Genomic DNA, 15,840 nt, shown 5'->3' on the forward strand with positions numbered 1-15,840 from the left:
CCGCAGGAAAACCCTCTGCAAAACTGCGTGATCAATTTGTCAGACTCGGCTCACGCGATTACCGATCGCCGTCAACCGTTCGATGGTTGACTCGGCAATTCAAATTGGAGAGAGAGCCATGACCCAAAAATTCTTGCGCAAGCCTGCCCTGGCCTTGCCTTTGGCCGCCCTGGCGTTCGCCGTGACCTCGGCCTGCGCAGCCCCCGTTGTCGGCCCTTCGGGCATCGCCTTCTACACGGCGCCCGCCAGCACCACGGGTGTGCATGGCGACTTGATTTCCTACCGCACGGCCACGGTCAACCTGGGCGCCAATGCCCCGGCCACCAAGGCCTGGAACGTGATGTACCAGTCCACCGACTCGGTGGGCGCGGCCAATGTGGTCACGGGCACCGTGATCGTCCCCACCACGACATGGGCCGGCACGGGCGAGCGTCCGATCATCGCTTACGCCGTGGGCACCCATGGTCTGGCCCAGCCTTGCGCGCCTTCGCTGCAGCTGGCCGGTGGCACCGACTATGAAACCGCCAACATCGCCGCTGCCCTGAAGGCCGGTTATGCCGTGTTGGTCACCGACTACGCCGGTTACACCACGGGCAGCACGCCCACTTACCTGGCCGGCGCCTCGCAAGGCAATGCCGTGCTGGACATCGTCCGCGCCGCCAGCCAAGTCCCTTCAGTGGGCCTGAGCGCCACCGCCAAGACCGCCATCTGGGGCTACTCGCAGGGCGGCCAGAGCGCCTCGTGGGCCGCTGAACGCAAGGCCACTTACGCGCCCAGCCTGAACCTGGTGGCCGTCGCGGCCGGCGGAACGCCTGCTGACTTCATCACCACCGCCAAGTACCTGGATGGCTCGAACGGCGCCTCCTTCCTGTTCGGCGGCGTGATTGGCCTGGCCGAGCAATACCCCACGGCCATCCCCCTGGACACGCTGGCCAATGCCAACGGCCAGGCCGCTGTCGCCCGTGGCAAGAACCAGTGCGTGTTCGAGTCGCTGTTCGACCTGATGAACCACAGCCTGTCCGAATACACGGTGGGCAACCAGAGCCTGGACCAACTGCTGACCGTGCCGGCCATCAACGCCACGCTGAAGGCGCAGAACCTGGGTGCCACCAAGATCCCCGTGCCCCTGTACCAGTACCACGGCCAGGCCGACGAGTTCATCCCGATCGAGCAGCACGTGGACCTGAAGAAGAAATATTGCAGCAAGTTCAGCAATGTGACTTTCGACGTGTACCCCAGCGAGCACATCGTGACCCAGTTCCAGGCTGCACCGACCGTGCTGACCTGGTTGGGCGACCGCTTCGCCGGCAAGTCCACGCTGGGCACCTGCCTGACGTTCAACGCCGAACCCAAGTCGACGGCCAACCCGAACAAGGGCAACTTCGTCGTCTCGCTCAAGAGCTGGCCTTTGACGGCCACCGTGGGCCTGAAGACGCTGGCGCAAACCGTGTACCTGCCGACCACCTCGACCTTCTCGGCCGAGACCGACATCACCGCCCAGCGCCTGACGGGCAGCCTGTCAGTGCCTAATTTCAGCCAGTCGATCAAGATCCTGGGCATTGGCTCGCAGGTCGGCCTGAAGATCACCCCGGTGGGCGACGCCACGGGCACGGTCACGCTGGACAACGCGGGTCAGTTGCATGTGCATGGCATGGCCAAGGCCAACATCTCGGTCACTTCGCTGTCGGGCCTGCCGATCGGCGAGTGCAAGACGGTGACGCCGGTCGAGTTCCCCATCAACTTCGACGGCCCCGTGTCGTCGCTGGGCAATGGCAACCTGACCTTCACGGGCACGACGACCTTCCCGCAATTGAAGGGCTGCGGCGTGTCGGCGATCCTGTCGGCCGTGATGTCCGGCCCTGGCCAGACCTACTCGTTCACCGTGGCACCGCCCGCTCCCAAGAAGTATTGATCTTCCGGGTGTGAACTGAATCGAGGCCGGCCCCTGCAAGACAGGCGGCCGGCCTCTTACCTTGAGTGCGGGTTTTTTCTCGTTCGGGTTTCATCGGACTGTGCAGTGGGCCGAGCGTGTGCACACTGTTCTGCGCCAACGATTTGGCGCAACAAGCTAAGGATTCGAAAATGGCACAAGTTCAAGTGGCACGCAGTGCGGGCAAACAGTGGTTCGCCTTGCTGGCCCTGATTGGCGCGGCGATGGTGGCCGTGCTGTGGTGGTGGTCTCACCGTGACGACGCCGCCATGAGCGAACCTGTGGCGGCCACCGCGCCGGCGCCCGCCGATGCCGTGACCCTGGTCAAAACTGGCGCCCTGGCGCCGCAAACGGCGGCCATGCCCACCACCGAGGCGGGCCTGGTGGCACAACAAACGGCGGCGGCCGAGGTCGTGGCCCGCACGCCGGGCATGAAGCCCATCACGGGCCCGATCACCGAGCGTCCCGAGTTCGTCTCCGAGATGGAATGGTCGATGCTGAAAGGCGTCGCGCAGCAAAACCCCACGCCAGACGTGGAACTCACGCGCTTGGTCAACAAGCTGCGCTTCATGAAGCAGCTGGAGCTGTGGCAATCGATGGAGCATTCCAACGACATGGCCAAGCGCCGGGTGCTGGCCGAGCAGTTGCTGGACGACCTGCCCCAACGCGTGGCCAATGCCGACCTGGACAAGCCTGAAGCGCAAAAGCTGCAGGCCTCCTTGTTGAAAGATGCCGTGAGCAACGAGCAGGAACGCAAGAAGCGGGCTGAGGTGGAAGCCCGCCGCCTGGTGGCCTCGGCCGCCAGCTGAGCCGCCGGCCACTGGGTCCCTCTTGGGATCCAGGTGATGCACGTTCGGCTTGCTGCAGGCCCGTGCAAGGTGGCCAACCCCATTCAGAGTTTTCAGGCAGTTAATTAATCAAGCCCGCTTGGCGTCCACGCGGGCTTGATTGCGCTTGCGCGTTTCTTTCTGGCACAGGGTTTGCAATGAACTTGTCATGACGAGTCAGAACAAGTGTGATCTGACCGTCTTGCCCCAAAACCCGACACGGCCCGCCCCAAGATGACGCCCAAGCCCCAAAAAATCGCACCGGTCCTGCGCTTGTCGCCCCAACCGATGTACGCGCAGATCAAGGAAGAGCTGCGGCGCCGCATCCTGGACGGCACCTACCAGCCGCACCAGCAACTGCCCTCCGAGAGCGAGTTGATCGAGGCCTTCAACGTCAGTCGCATCACGGTGCGCCAGGCCCTGGGCGATCTGCAAAGCGAGAGCCTCATCTTCAAGATCCATGGCAAAGGCACCTTCGTGTCCAAGCCCAAGGCGTTTCAAGAGCTGGGCCAGCTTGAAGGCTTTGGCGAGGCCATGGGCCGCCACGGCCACGAAACCTACAACCGCCTGATCAGTGTGCGCACGCAGAAGGCCACGCGGCAAGTGGCCGAGCGCCTGGGCCTGGCCACGGGCAGCGCGGTGACCGAGATCCGCCGCGTGCGCTTGCTGAACCGCGAACCCATCTCGCTGGACGTCAGCTACTTTGAAAAGAGCATCGGCGAGCAGCTCAAGCGTGCCGACCTGGCCCAGCGCGACATCTTCTCGATCCTGGAGAACCAGATGGCCTTGCCGCTGGGCCAGGCCGAGCTGCGCATCGAAGCCATCCTGGCCGACGAAGGCCTGGCCGAGCTGCTGAAGGTGGAAGAAGGCTCGCCCGTCTTGAAGATGGAGCGCCTGACCTTCACGCAGGACGGCCGCCCCGTCGACTACGAATTCCTCTACTACCGCGGCGATGCCTTCCAGTACCGCCTGCGGATCGATCGCCAGTCTCAACCCCAATCTTGATTCACGGAGCCCAACCATGAACACGGTGCAATACGAAGTCGATGTCCTGGTGATCGGTGGCGGCACGGCCGGCCCGATGGCCGCTGTCAAAGCCAAGGAGCGCAACCCGCAACTGAAGGTGATGTTGCTGGAGAAGGCCAACGTCAAGCGCAGTGGCGCGATCTCGATGGGCATGGACGGCCTGAACAACGCCGTGGTGCCCGGCCACGCCACGCCCGAGCAGTACGTCAAGGAGATCACCATCGCCAATGACGGCATCGTCAACCAGGCCGCCGTCTACGCCTATGCCGCCAACAGCTACAAGACCATCGAAGAGCTGGACCGTTGGGGCGTGAAGTTCGAGAAGGACGAGACCGGCGACTACGCCATGCGCAAGGTGCACCACATCGGCACCTATGTGTTGCCGATGCCCGAAGGGCACCACATGAAGAAGGTGCTGTACCGCCAGCTCAAGCGCCACCGCGTCGAGGTCACCAACCGTGTGATCGCCACGCGCATCTTGCTGGACGAGCACGGCGAGGCCGCGGGCATGCTGGGCTTTGATTGCCGCACCGGCGACTTCGTGGTCATCAAGGCCAAGGCCGTGATCCTGTGCTGTGGCGCGGCCGGCAGGCTGGGCTTGCCCACCTCGGGCTACCTGTTCGGCACCTACGAGAACCCCACCAACGCGGGCGATGGCTACGCCATGGCCTACCACGCGGGGGCCGAGCTGGCCAACCTGGAATGCTTCCAGATCAACCCGTTGATCAAGGACTACAACGGCCCCTCATGCGCCTACGTGACCGGCCCCTTCGGCGGCTACACGGCCAACAACAAGGGCGAACGCTTCATCGAGTGCGACTACTGGTCGGGCCAGATGATGATGGAGTTCTACAACGAGCTGCAAAGCGGCAATGGCCCGGTCTTCCTGAAGATGGACCACCTCGCTGAGGAGACCATCCAGACCATCGAGACCATCCTGCACACCAACGAGCGACCCAGCCGCGGCCGCTTCCACGAAGGGCGCGGCACCGACTACCGCCACAAGATGGTGGAGATGCACATCTCCGAGATCGGCTTCTGCAGCGGCCACAGCGCCTCGGGCGTGTACATCAACGAACGCGGCGAAACCACGGTGCCTGGCCTGTACTCGGCCGGTGACATGGCCGCCGTGCCGCACAACTACATGCTCGGCGCCTTCACCTATGGCTGGTTCTGCGGCGAGAACTCGGCGGACTACGTGGCCACCAAGGGCGCGGTGGGCATCGACGAAGGCCAGATCGAGCGCGAGAAGGCCCGCATCGAAGCGCCTTTCAAGCGCGATGATGGGCTGCCTGCCAACCAGGTCGAATACAAGATCCGCCGCCTGGTCAACGACTACCTGCAGCCCCCCAAGGTGACCCGCAAGATGGAAATCGGCCTGGACCGCCTGGCCCAGGTGCGCGCCGACCTGCCCTTAATGCATGCCCGCAATCCGCATGAGCTGATGCGCTGCATGGAGGTGCACCACATCATCGACTGTGCCGAAATGGCCGCGCGCGCCTCGCTGTTCCGCGAGGAAAGCCGCTGGGGCCTGTACCACTTCCGCGCCGACCACCCCGAGCGCAACGATGCCGAATGGTTCGCCCACTGCCACTTGCGCAAGGGCGCCAACGGCATGGAAAGCCTCAAGCGCCCGGTCGAGCCCTACCTGTTCAAGCTGGACGACGACGAGAAGCAGGCCTACGACCGCCTGCGCGTCGTCAAGCAGGCCGAAGCCGCCTGAGCCTTCTCATTCACCTGTCATCCCTCAGGAGAACACCATGCCCCAAGCCCTCGCGCCCACCAGCGTTCCGGTGGTCATCAATGAAGAGAAATGCATTGCCCAGAAAGGCTGCACCGTGTGCGTGGATGTGTGCCCGCTCGACGTGCTGGCCATCGACATGGTCAAGGGCAAGGCCTACATGAAGTACGACGAGTGCTGGTACTGCATGCCCTGCGAGACCGACTGTCCCACCGGCGCGGTCGAGGTCAGCATCCCTTACCTGCTGCGTTGAAAGGCTTGCCATGACTGCTTCTCATCCATTCGCGCAGCCCAGTTTGATCAGGCAGCAACTGGTCGACGCCGATCCCGAAGTGCGCCGCGTGGCCATCCGCGAACTGCCCTACAGCGAGGAGGACGACTACATCCCCTTGCTGACCACCGCGCTCGGCGATGCGCACCCGGGTGTTCGGGCCGACGCGGCCCTGGCCCTGGAGGGCATCGAGCAGGAAGACGTGGTCTCGGTGCTGGTGCCGATGCTCAAGGACGACAGCCCGGAAGTCCGCCAGGCCGTGGCGCAAACCCTGACCGAGCTGAAGGAGCCCCAATGGGGCGGCCTGCTGCTGGGCATGGTGAGCGACCCCGAGCCCCAGGTGCAGGCCAATGCCTTGAAGGCCTTGCGCGCCTTGCGGGTGGAAGCGGCCTTTGAGCCGGCCATGATCGCCACCGAATCCAGCGACGCGGCCGTGCGGCGCGAAGCCCTGGGGGTGCTGGCCTACCTGAAGAACCCCGGTGCGCTGCACAAGCTGACGCAGGCGGCCATGTCTGATCCAGACGCGGAAGTGCGCCGTGTGGCGGTGGGCGGCCTGGGCTTTGCCAGCGGCGCCGACGCCAGCCCGGCCCTGGTGCGTGCGCTGACCGACGAGTCCTGGCAAGTGCGCCAGGAAGCGGCCAACACGGCGGGCAAGCTGCAACTGTCAGGGTGTGTGCCTGCTTTGATGCAGAGCATGGCCGACACCTACTGGCAGGTGCGCGTGGCCTGTGCCCGCGCCCTGGGCAAGTTGAAAGCACGCACGGCCTTGCCGACCTTGATCGAAGCCTTGAACCACGAGGTCAGCAACCTGCGCAAGGAGGCCGCCGTGGCATTGGGCGAGGTGGGCGATCCCGAGGCCAGGCCCGCGTTGGAGAACGCCGCCAACGACCCCGACCCCGATGTGCGCAAGCTGGCGCGCCTGGCGCTGTCGCGGCTGGCCGCCTGACCACCTCAAGGAGCGTGTCATGACCTTTGTCGTCACCGAAGCCTGCATCAAATGCAAGTACACCGATTGCGTGGAAGTCTGCCCCGTTGATTGCTTTCACGAAGGCCCGAACTTCCTCGTCATCAATCCCACCGAATGCATCGACTGCGGCGTGTGCGTGCCCGAGTGCCCAGCCAACGCCATCGTCGATGAAGGTGATCTGCCGGCCGACCAGCAGATCTACCTGGCGCTGAACGAGCAGTTGTCCAGGACCTGGCCCGTGATCACGTCCAGCAAATCGCCACTGCCCGATGCCGACGACTGGCGCGATGTGCAGGGCAAGCATGACCAACTCATCGCGGAGGCCTGAGCCATGAATGCACGCACCCCCATCGAGCAACCCATCGAGACCGACGCGCTCATCATTGGCGCCGGCCCCGTCGGCCTGTTCCAGGTGTTCGAGCTGGGCCTGTTGGAAATCAAGGCGCACATCATCGACTCACTGGCTCACCCGGGCGGGCAGTGCATGGAGCTGTATCCCGACAAGCCCATCTACGACATCCCCGCCGTGCCCGTGTGCACCGGGCAAGAGTTGACGGACAAGCTGCTGCAACAGATCGAGCCCTTTGGTGCCACCTTCCACCTGGGGCAGGAGGTGGTCGAGGTGATCCCGCAGGCCGATGGCCGCCACCTGGTGGCCACCTCGAAGGGCACGCAGTTCCTGGCGCGGACGATCTTCATCGCTGGTGGCGTGGGCTCTTTTCAGCCACGCACCTTGCGTGTCGATGGACTGGACCGCTTCGAGGGCACGCAGGTGTTCTACCGCGTGAAGAAGCCGACCGACTTCGCTGGCAAAAACCTGGTGATCTTGGGTGGCGGCGACTCGGCCCTGGATTGGGCGCTCAATTTTGTGCAGCCCGGCCCGCAGCAAGCCGAGAGCGTGGTGCTGGTGCACCGCCGCGATGCATTCCGCGCCGCGCCGGCCAGCGTGGCGAAGATGCGTGAGCACTGTGCCGCGATGGAGATGCAGTTCGAGGTGGGCCAGGTCACGGGCTTTCAGGAAACCGATGGCCGATTGAGCGCGGTCAAGGTGACCGGCAGCGATGGCGTGACCCGGGTCATGCCCTGCGACGCGGTGCTGGCCTTCTTTGGCCTGAGCCCCAAGCTGGGGCCCATCGCCAACTGGGGCATTGCCCTGGACCGCAAGCAGATCGAGGTCGACACCGAGCGTTTTGCCACCAATGTGCCGGGCATCTTCGCGGTGGGCGACATCAACACCTACCCCGGCAAGAAGAAGCTGATCCTCAGTGGCTTCCACGAAGCCGCGCTCGCCGCGTTCGCCGCGGCGCCGCTGATCTTCCCTGACAAGCGCATCCACCTTCAGTACACCACCACCAGCCCCAAGTTGCACCAGGTGCTGGGCGTGGAGACCCCCGTGTTCGACTGAAACGAGCCCGCAGCCATGGCACGCGTCATGCAGATGTCATGACAAGCCAAGACCAGTTTCAACGCATTGCATCAGGAGTATTTCATGATCCGCAGTTCATCGAATCAACGCTTGTTCATCTGGGCTCTGGGCGCGGCCTGGGGGATGATGGCCGCCGTGGCCCATGCCGCCCCGCAAGAAGTGGTCGTGGGCATCGGCACCCAGAACACCACCACCAACACCGTGACCGGCGGCATCGTGCTGGACAAGCTGGGCCTGCTGGAAAAGAACCTGCCCAAGACCGGCAAGTACGCCAATATCAAGTTCATCATCGATTGGCAGAACTTCACCTCGGGCCCGCCGGTGACCAACGGCATGATGGCCGGCAAGCTGCAGATCGGCATGATGGGCGACTACCCCTTGCTGGTGAACGGGGCCACCTTCCAGGCGGGCAATGACACCAAGAGCAAGCTCATCGCCATCCTGGCCTACAACCAGTTTGGAGCGGGCAATGGCGTGGTGGTGCACAAGGACTCGCCCTACTACCAGCTGTCCGACCTGAAGGGCAAGCGCATCTCCGCACCCTTCGGCTCGGCCGCGCACGGCATGCTGCTCAAAGCCATGGAAGACCGGGGCTGGAAGGACGACTTCTGGGACCTGTCCTCGCAAAGCCCCGAGGTGGGCACCACCAACCTGCAGGAAAAGAAGCTGGACGCGCACGCCGACTTCGTGCCCTTCATGGAATTGCTGCCGCACAAGGGCTTTGCCCGCAAGATCTTCGACGGGGTCGAGACCAAGCTGCCGACCTTCCACGGCGTGGTGGTGCGCGAGGACTTTGCCAAGCAGTACCCGGAGTTCGTCGTGGGCTACCTCAAGGCCGTGATGGAGGCCAACGACTGGGTGCGCAAGAACCCGAAGCTGGCCGCCGAGAAGATCGCCGAATGGACCAAGATCGACAAGGAAGTGGTCTACATGTTCCTGGGCCCGGCCGGCATCCACACGCTGGACCCAAGCATCAAACCCAAGTGGGTCGAGACCATCAAGTACGACACCGGCGTGCTGCAGCGCCTGGGCCGTGTCAAGCAATTCGACGTCAACGCCTGGGTGGATGACAGCTATGTGCGCGCGGCCTTCAAGGAGCGCGGCGAGGACTATGAAGCGCAGAAGGCCAGCTTCGCGGGCAGCGAGATCGCGGGTCAGGACGCCTTCTGCAAGAAGCCCATTGCCAAGTCGATCGAGGCGGGCGAGGTCTGGCTCAAGTCGGGCGACCTGATGGCTTACAGCAGCGCGGCTTGCACCCTGGGTGCCATCAAGCAGTTCATGGGGCAGGGCAAGGCCGTGGGCGCGTCTTACTTGTTTGACCAGAACCTGAACATCAAGCTCTTCGCCGACAAGGCCTTCTTCGCGGTCAACGACCAGGACCCGAAGGCCCTGGTGATCGAGCCCTTCCTGCTCAAGAAGGATGCCGAGCAGATGGCTGCCAAGCTCAAGGGCAAGGTGCTGGCTTACGAGCAGGTGCTCGCGCTCATCAAGTGAACCACTGAAACAGGAGTCCGCCATGCGCATCGCCGAACCTGTGATGGCCCCCTCGGCCAAAGGCCCCGCCTCCGAGGCCCCCACCTTGGTCATCGTGCCGCCTGCACCAGTGTCCACCGCCCAACGGCCAGCGCGGCGCCTGCCCTGGCGCATGCTGCGCACCGCGCTGAGCGCGACGGTGTCGTTGGGCGCGCTGCTGCTGGCCTGGCACTTGGCGGTGAAATACCGCCTCGACTTCTACATCCGCTTCAACAACATCCCCGCGCCCGCGGCGGTGTGGGAGGACGCGCAGACGCTGTTCGGCAATGCGCGCTTTCAAAAACACATCTACCTGAGCCTGCAACGCATCTTCCTGGGCTTTGTGATCGCTTCGGTGGTGGGCGTGGGGCTGGGCCTGCTGCTGGGGCGCTTTCGGGCGGCCCGTGAACTGGTCTTTCCCGCGCTGGAGGTGCTGCGTCCCATCCCGGCCATCGCCTGGGTGCCCATGTCCATCATGCTGTGGCCCAGCAACGAGGTGAGCATCGTGTTCATCACATTCTTGGGGGCCTTCTTTCCCATCTTGCTCAACACCATGCAGGGCGTGCAGGCGGTCGACAAGGTGCTGGTCCGCGCCGCGCAAAGCCTGGGCGTGACGCAGCGGGCCATGTTCCTCGAGGTCATCCTGCCGGGCGCCTTGCCGCACGTGTTCACCGGCCTGGCCCTGGGCATGGGCGTGGCCTGGGTGTCGCTGATCGCGGCCGAGATGATCTCGGGCCAGTTCGGCATCGGCTACTTCACCTGGGAAGCCTACTCGCTGGTGCGCTATTCCGAGATCGCACTCGGCATGATCGTCATCGGTGTGCTGGGGCTCTTGTGTTCCGGCCTGATCCGCCTGGTGGGGCGCTCGGTGATGCCCTGGATGGCCTACGGTGCCGCCAACCACGATTGAAGGAGAAACACCATGGACCGACATCCGCACAGTGACGTCAAGGGCCTGATCCAGGTCGATCACCTGGAGGTGAGCTTCGAAGCGCAGGGCCGCCTGGTGCAGGCCGTGGACGACGTGTCCATGCAGGTGCAGCCCGGCGAGTTCGTTTCCATCATCGGGCCGTCGGGCTGCGGCAAGTCCACGCTGCTCAATGTGGTCGCGGGCTTCTTGCAGGCCTCGTCGGGCAGCGCGCAAGTGGACCATCGCGCGGTCAAGGGGCCGGGCGCCGACCGGGGCGTGGTGTTCCAGCAGTACTCGCTGTTCCCATGGATGACGGTGCGCAAGAACGTCGAGTTTGGCTTGAAGATGAAGGGGGTGGACCGGACCTCGCGCGTGTCCACGGCGCGCACTTTGCTGTCGATGGCCGGCCTGCTGGCCTTCGAGAACCATTACCCCGACCAGCTCTCGGGCGGCATGAAGCAGCGGGTGGGCATCGTGCGGGCTCTGGCCACGTCGCCACAGGTGCTGTTGATGGACGAGCCCTTTGGTGCACTGGATGCACAAACGCGCGTGGTCATGCAGGAGATCCTGACCAACATGTGGCAACGCCTGCGCATCTCCGTGCTGTTCATCACGCATGACATCGACGAGGCCGTGTTCCTGTCGGACCGCATCTACGTGATGACCGCGCGACCCGGGCGCATCAAGGCCGAGATCCGCGTGCCACTGCCCCGCCCGCGCACGCCCGCCATGACCAGCTCGCCGGAGTTCCTGCGCATCGTGCAGCAGATCAAGCAGTTGATCCGCGAAGAAAGCCTGAGCGCCATGGGCGGGGACTTGAAGGATGGTGCCTTGCAGGGCCTGAGCACCGAGATCGGCCCCACCGGGGTCGAAGGCCTCATGCATTGAAGAAGACGGGATCAGACCATGATTGAAGAACTCCTGATCGACCAGCAGCGCGAGGTGCTCACCTTGCGCCTGGAGGATGGCCGGTGCATCGACCTGCCGGACTCGGTGCTGCGGGCTTCCTGCAAATGCGCCTTCTGCGAATCGGGGCGTCGCAAGGGCGAGCCGCCGCTGGTGGCCGAAGGCACGCACATTGTGGGCTGGGAGTCCATGGGTGCGGCCATCCACCTGAAATTCTCGGATGGCCACGCGCGGGGCATCTACCCCTACCCCTATCTGCTGACCTTGGCCGAGGCCCAGGCCGCCGAACTGCCCACGGCGCCATGACCGGCCTGGCCCTGGCTCGTCCGCCATCCTGGTGGTTGCGCTGGGGTGCCACGGCGCGAGGTGCCTTGCTGCCCGTCACGATTGCGATCGCGGCGCGGTTTCTCACCGACCACCAGGGCGGACCGGCCTTGCTGTACGCCTTGCTGCTGGGCATGGTGCTCAACTTCCTGCACGAGCAACCGCACATCCAGCAGGCTTGCCTGCATTGCGGATCACGCGGGTTGCGCATCGGCGTGGCCCTGCTGGGGGCCCGCATCACCTGGGCCCAATGCGCCGAACTGGGCTGGCACACCCTGGCCCTGCTGACGCTGTGTGTGGTCTCGACGATCTTGGTCAGCGTGGTGATCGGCCGCTGGTTCCGCACGCCCTTGGCCGATTCGGTGGTGGCCGGGGCCGCGGTGGCCATTTGCGGTGCATCCGCGGCGTTGGCCGTGGCCGATGCATTGACCCCCAGGCGCGTCAAGCCCGCGCTGGTTTTGTTGGTGGTGGTGACCGTGACCTGCCTGTCGACCAGCGCGATGGTGCTGTACCCGGCCATGCTGCACGCGATGCACCTGGAAGGCGTCCAGGCGGGTGTCTTCCTGGGGGCCTCGGTTCACGATGTCGCCCAGGTGGTGGGCGCGGGCTACCACATGGGACCGGAAGAAGGCGATGTGGCCTCGGTCACCAAGATGATGCGCGTGGCCTTGCTGGTGCCGGCTGTGCTGCTGATTGGGTGGTTTTTCCGCAATCCGGCCGGGCATCTTTCGGCGGTCTCGGCGCCCCGGCCCTGGTTTCTGGCCGGCTTTGCAGCCTTGGTGGTGCTGAACTCTGGGGGCTGGCTGTCCCCTGCCGTGAAGACAGGTCTGATCACGGCATCGCAGTTTTTCATCCTGGTGGCCATGGCTTCGATGGGTTTGCGGACCTCCTTGAAGCAATTGTTCGAGGCCGGTTGGAAACTTCCCGCGCTGCTTCTGCTGGACACGCTGTTCATTGGCGCGCAAGCACTCATTGGTGTTCATTTGATGTGGTAAACCTGGGGCATGAACAGCACCATCCCCTGGCTTTCGCTCCTCCTGTCTCTGGCCATCCTGGCGAGCTATGAATTGCACCTGTCGGTGCTTTCCCGTCGCCAACCGCACGCCACGGCCCGCTCGGCCCATGCCCTGCTGCGCGTGGAGTGGGTGGAGGCCCTGTCCCGGCAGGCGGGCTCTGAAATCGTCGCCGTGCAGGCGCTCCGTAATTCGCTGATGTCGGCCACCATCACGGCCTCAACCGCGGCGCTGGCCTTGATGGGCACGCTGACGGTGACCTCCACCACCGTGGCCCAGGACATGGCCTTGTTCGGCATGCGGCAAATGTCGACCCGCCTGGCGCTGGAGTTGCTGCTGTTGGCGACTTTGTTCGCTTCTTATGTGTGCTCGGCCACCGCCATGCGCTATTTCAGCCATGGCAGTTTCATCATGTCGCTGCCGGTGGGCTCGGAAGAACGCCTGCGCCGCACGCCCATGGCCGTGGATTACGTGCGCCGTGCGGGTGTGCTGTACAGCTGGGGCCTGCGCTTGTTCCTGTTCCTCGCGCCCATCGTGGCCGGGTTGGTCAACCCGCTGGCCATGCCGGTGGCCGCCATCGTGCTCACCCTGGTCTTGAGGGCCTTTGACCGGGCGCCCGTGGGTTTGGCGCCGCTGGGTTAACCTGCGGTGATCGGCATGCGAATTGCTGCTCTTTCCCGATCAATGCAAGCAGGTGTGCCCATGCGCGAACTCTCCCACAGCGGCCAGCAGGCCATCAACGACATCGCTTACCGCACCGGCTTCAGCCCCGACGCGGTGTTGAGCATGCTCGACTCGGTCATCAATGGCAATGGCGGCCTGGCCCAGTTCAACCACCCTGAGTTTGGTGGTTATGGCCAGCGGATGCGCGGTGGCATGACCATGGTGTCCGACATGTTCAACAACCAGCTCAAGGGCCGGGTTGACGGGCTGTGCTTCGAGCTGTCCAACCTGATCGCCAGCCAACCCGATCTGATCCGGACTGGCAGCTTCCAGTCGCAAAGCCAGGGTGGGCAGGGCGCGCACGGGCAGCAGCAACACCATCAACAGGGGTACAGCACGCAGTCGCAAGGCGGCGGTGCTTACCAGGAGTCGGCCAGCCTGTTCGTGCCCGGCACGTCCAGCGACTGGTGGCCGGCCGATCTGCGCTGGCCCAACAGCACCGGTGCCCAGAATGGCGTGCGCTATGCCTACTTCGCGCAGGCCCGGCGCCTGGCGATTGATGTAGGCGGGCGCGTCACGGTCTACGACACGCTGGACCACCAGATCGGGGGCTTCTCTCAGCAGCAATCGGGCAGCGGCTCGATCAGCTTCACCAGCCAACACGGCCTGATCGACGTGGCCTCACTGCCCGTGGTGTCGGGCGAAGGCGGGCCACGGACCGCCCCGCAGCGCTTTGAGGCGCCACCAACGCCCAACCTTGCCGACCCATCCGATATTTTCGGCACGATCGAAAAGCTGGCGGCCTTGCAGGCCAAGGGCATCATCAGCGCCGAAGAGTTCGCGGCCAAGAAGTCGGAGCTTCTGGGCCGCCTCTAGGCTTTGCCGTCCTCAAAGCCAGGTGCCGGCGCCCTGGGGCATCTGGATGGCGTTGTCCGGGCTGCCGTCGGTGATGAACGAGCCGATGAACACGCTCAGCAGGGCAATGAAGATGCTGGCGAAAAAGGCGGTCCAGAAGCTGGAGACCTTGAAGCCTTTGACCAGCGAGGCCACCAGCATGATCATCAAGGCGTTGATCACCAGCAGGAACAGGCCGAAGGTGAGCAAGGTCAGGGGCAGGGTGAGCAAGATCAGCAGCGGCTTGACGATCGCGTTCGCGAAGCCCAGCAACAGCGCCGATATGAGCAGCGACGAGGTGTTGTCAAACCGCAGGCCCTTGAAGAGGTGGCTGGCCGCCCACAGCGACAGGGCGGTGATGCCCCAGTGGATCAGGAACGGCGTCAGGTTGTGAAGCATGGGGTGGCACTGGAATGGGTGAAGCCCCATTATCAAGGCACCGACATCAAGGCACCACGGGCACGCCAACTGCTGGCAGCAGGAACCACCACTTCCGTCAAGGCTTCGCCTTGCCTGCCATGCCGCACAGTCTCTGGAAAGGCGCCATTTCATTCGGGCTGGTCCACATCCCGGTCGCGCTGCACCCTGCCTCGCGCGAGGATGCCATCGATTTTGACTGGCTGGACAGCCGGTCGATGGACCCGGTGGGCTACAAGCGCATCAACAAGCGCACGGGCAAGGAGATCACCAAGGAAAACATCGTCAAGGGCGTGAAGGTCGAGGATGACCGCTACGTGGTTCTCAGCGATGACGAGATCAAGCGCGCCTACCCCAAGACGACGCAGACCATCGAGATCGAGGCGTTCGTCAGGGCGCAGGACATCCCGTTCGTGCACCTGGAGCGCCCCTACTACCTGGCCCCGATCGCCAAAGGTGAAAAGGTGTATGCCCTGCTGCGCGAAACGCTGCTGGCCTCCAAGCGCATCGGCATTGCCCGCGTGGTCATCCAGACCAAGGAGCACTTGGCGGCCTTGATCCCGGTGGGGCCGGCACTGATGCTGAACACCTTACGGTGGCCGTCCGAGATCCGCCCGTGGGACGAGCTCAAACTGCCCGCTGAAGGCGCCAAGGCGGCCGGGCTGAGCGAGCGCGAGTTGAGCATGGCCGCACAATTGGTGGACGACATGTCGGCCAACTTTGACCCGGGCCTGTACAGCGACAAGTTTCGCGATGCCGTGATGGCCCTGATCGAAACCAAGGCGCAGGCCGGGGAGTTGAGCGAGGTCAAGGCGCTGGAATCGGCGGACACCGGTACCAGCAGCAATGTGATCGACCTGACCGAGTTGCTCAAACGCAGCCTGAACAAGGGTGGGGCATCAGACAGCAAGGCCACGGCCACCAATCCACCGGCCAAGAAAGCCGCAGCCAGGAAAACTGCCGTCAAGAAGGCCGCGGCCCGTGCGCCCGCCCGCAAGCACGCTTGACGCGCG

The 15,840-nt window shown here is 64.3% G+C and carries 17 protein-coding genes; 16 read left to right on the forward strand and 1 reads right to left on the reverse strand.

Annotated features, from left to right (window positions below):
• Positions 1–118 precede the first annotated feature (118 nt).
• From LQ232_RS09955 to LQ232_RS10025, 15 genes are all read left to right on the forward strand, one after another.
• Positions 119–1,912 carry a lipase family protein gene (locus LQ232_RS09955; RefSeq protein WP_230180164.1) on the forward strand — a complete coding sequence of 598 codons (1,794 nt, stop codon included), beginning with the start codon at positions 119–121 and terminating at the stop codon, positions 1,910–1,912.
• A 170-nt stretch (positions 1,913–2,082) separates the two neighbouring features.
• Positions 2,083–2,739 carry a hypothetical protein gene (locus tag LQ232_RS09960; protein WP_230180165.1) on the forward strand — a complete coding sequence of 219 codons (657 nt, stop codon included), beginning with the start codon at positions 2,083–2,085 and terminating at the stop codon, positions 2,737–2,739.
• A 252-nt stretch (positions 2,740–2,991) separates the two neighbouring features.
• Positions 2,992–3,762 (forward strand): GntR family transcriptional regulator, encoded by a 771-nt coding sequence (locus LQ232_RS09965; RefSeq protein WP_230180166.1) that lies wholly within the window; start codon positions 2,992–2,994, stop codon positions 3,760–3,762.
• Positions 3,763–3,778: 16 nt separating this feature from the next.
• Entirely contained in the window at positions 3,779–5,506 is a 1,728-nt protein-coding gene (locus LQ232_RS09970; protein WP_230180167.1) for a fumarate reductase/succinate dehydrogenase flavoprotein subunit, read from the forward strand.
• A gap of 37 nt (positions 5,507–5,543) precedes the next feature.
• Positions 5,544–5,777: a ferredoxin family protein gene (locus LQ232_RS09975; protein ID WP_230180168.1), complete on the forward strand. Its 234-nt coding sequence runs from the start codon at positions 5,544–5,546 to the stop codon at positions 5,775–5,777.
• Positions 5,778–5,787: 10 nt separating this feature from the next.
• On the forward strand, positions 5,788–6,741 hold the full coding sequence (locus LQ232_RS09980) for a HEAT repeat domain-containing protein (protein WP_230180169.1): 954 nt from the start codon (positions 5,788–5,790) through the stop codon (positions 6,739–6,741).
• 19 nt (positions 6,742–6,760) lie between these two features.
• A complete protein-coding gene (gene fdxA, locus LQ232_RS09985) occupies positions 6,761–7,090 on the forward strand; it encodes a ferredoxin FdxA (RefSeq protein ID WP_230180170.1) in 330 nt (109 codons plus the stop codon).
• A gap of 3 nt (positions 7,091–7,093) precedes the next feature.
• Positions 7,094–8,167: an NAD(P)/FAD-dependent oxidoreductase gene (locus LQ232_RS09990; RefSeq protein ID WP_230180171.1), complete on the forward strand. Its 1,074-nt coding sequence runs from the start codon at positions 7,094–7,096 to the stop codon at positions 8,165–8,167.
• Positions 8,168–8,251: 84 nt separating this feature from the next.
• Complete coding sequence (locus LQ232_RS09995) at positions 8,252–9,682, forward strand: ABC transporter substrate-binding protein (RefSeq protein ID WP_230180172.1); 1,431 nt, start codon at positions 8,252–8,254, stop codon at positions 9,680–9,682.
• Between the two features lie 22 nt (positions 9,683–9,704).
• Complete coding sequence (locus LQ232_RS10000; protein WP_230180173.1) at positions 9,705–10,610, forward strand: ABC transporter permease; 906 nt, start codon at positions 9,705–9,707, stop codon at positions 10,608–10,610.
• A gap of 12 nt (positions 10,611–10,622) precedes the next feature.
• Positions 10,623–11,498 carry an ABC transporter ATP-binding protein gene (locus LQ232_RS10005; RefSeq protein WP_230180174.1) on the forward strand — a complete coding sequence of 292 codons (876 nt, stop codon included), beginning with the start codon at positions 10,623–10,625 and terminating at the stop codon, positions 11,496–11,498.
• Positions 11,499–11,516: 18 nt separating this feature from the next.
• The gene (locus LQ232_RS10010) at positions 11,517–11,822 is read left to right on the forward strand and encodes a DUF971 domain-containing protein (RefSeq protein ID WP_230180175.1); all 306 of its coding nucleotides are present in this window, start codon (positions 11,517–11,519) and stop codon (positions 11,820–11,822) included.
• Positions 11,819–12,835: a YeiH family protein gene (locus LQ232_RS10015; protein WP_230180176.1), complete on the forward strand. Its 1,017-nt coding sequence runs from the start codon at positions 11,819–11,821 to the stop codon at positions 12,833–12,835. Before LQ232_RS10010 ends, LQ232_RS10015 begins: the two co-directional genes overlap by 4 nt.
• A gap of 9 nt (positions 12,836–12,844) precedes the next feature.
• On the forward strand, positions 12,845–13,495 hold the full coding sequence (locus LQ232_RS10020; RefSeq protein WP_230180177.1) for a DUF599 domain-containing protein: 651 nt from the start codon (positions 12,845–12,847) through the stop codon (positions 13,493–13,495).
• Positions 13,496–13,555: 60 nt separating this feature from the next.
• Positions 13,556–14,392 carry an SHOCT domain-containing protein gene (locus LQ232_RS10025; protein WP_230180178.1) on the forward strand — a complete coding sequence of 279 codons (837 nt, stop codon included), beginning with the start codon at positions 13,556–13,558 and terminating at the stop codon, positions 14,390–14,392.
• 12 nt (positions 14,393–14,404) lie between these two features.
• On the opposite strand, the gene LQ232_RS10030 is transcribed toward LQ232_RS10025, so the two are convergent.
• Positions 14,405–14,809, reverse strand: a complete 405-nt coding sequence (locus tag LQ232_RS10030) for a phage holin family protein (RefSeq protein ID WP_230180179.1) — start codon at positions 14,807–14,809, stop codon at positions 14,405–14,407.
• 119 nt (positions 14,810–14,928) lie between these two features.
• Here LQ232_RS10030 and LQ232_RS10035 point away from each other — a divergent pair, with 119 nt between their 5' ends.
• Positions 14,929–15,834 carry a Ku protein gene (locus tag LQ232_RS10035; RefSeq protein ID WP_230180180.1) on the forward strand — a complete coding sequence of 302 codons (906 nt, stop codon included), beginning with the start codon at positions 14,929–14,931 and terminating at the stop codon, positions 15,832–15,834.
• The last annotated feature ends 6 nt before the right edge of the window (positions 15,835–15,840 follow it).

The sequence above is a fragment of the Aquabacterium sp. CECT 9606 genome (assembly GCF_918741295.1).
Taxonomy (GTDB): Bacteria; Pseudomonadota; Gammaproteobacteria; order Burkholderiales; family Burkholderiaceae_C; genus Aquabacterium.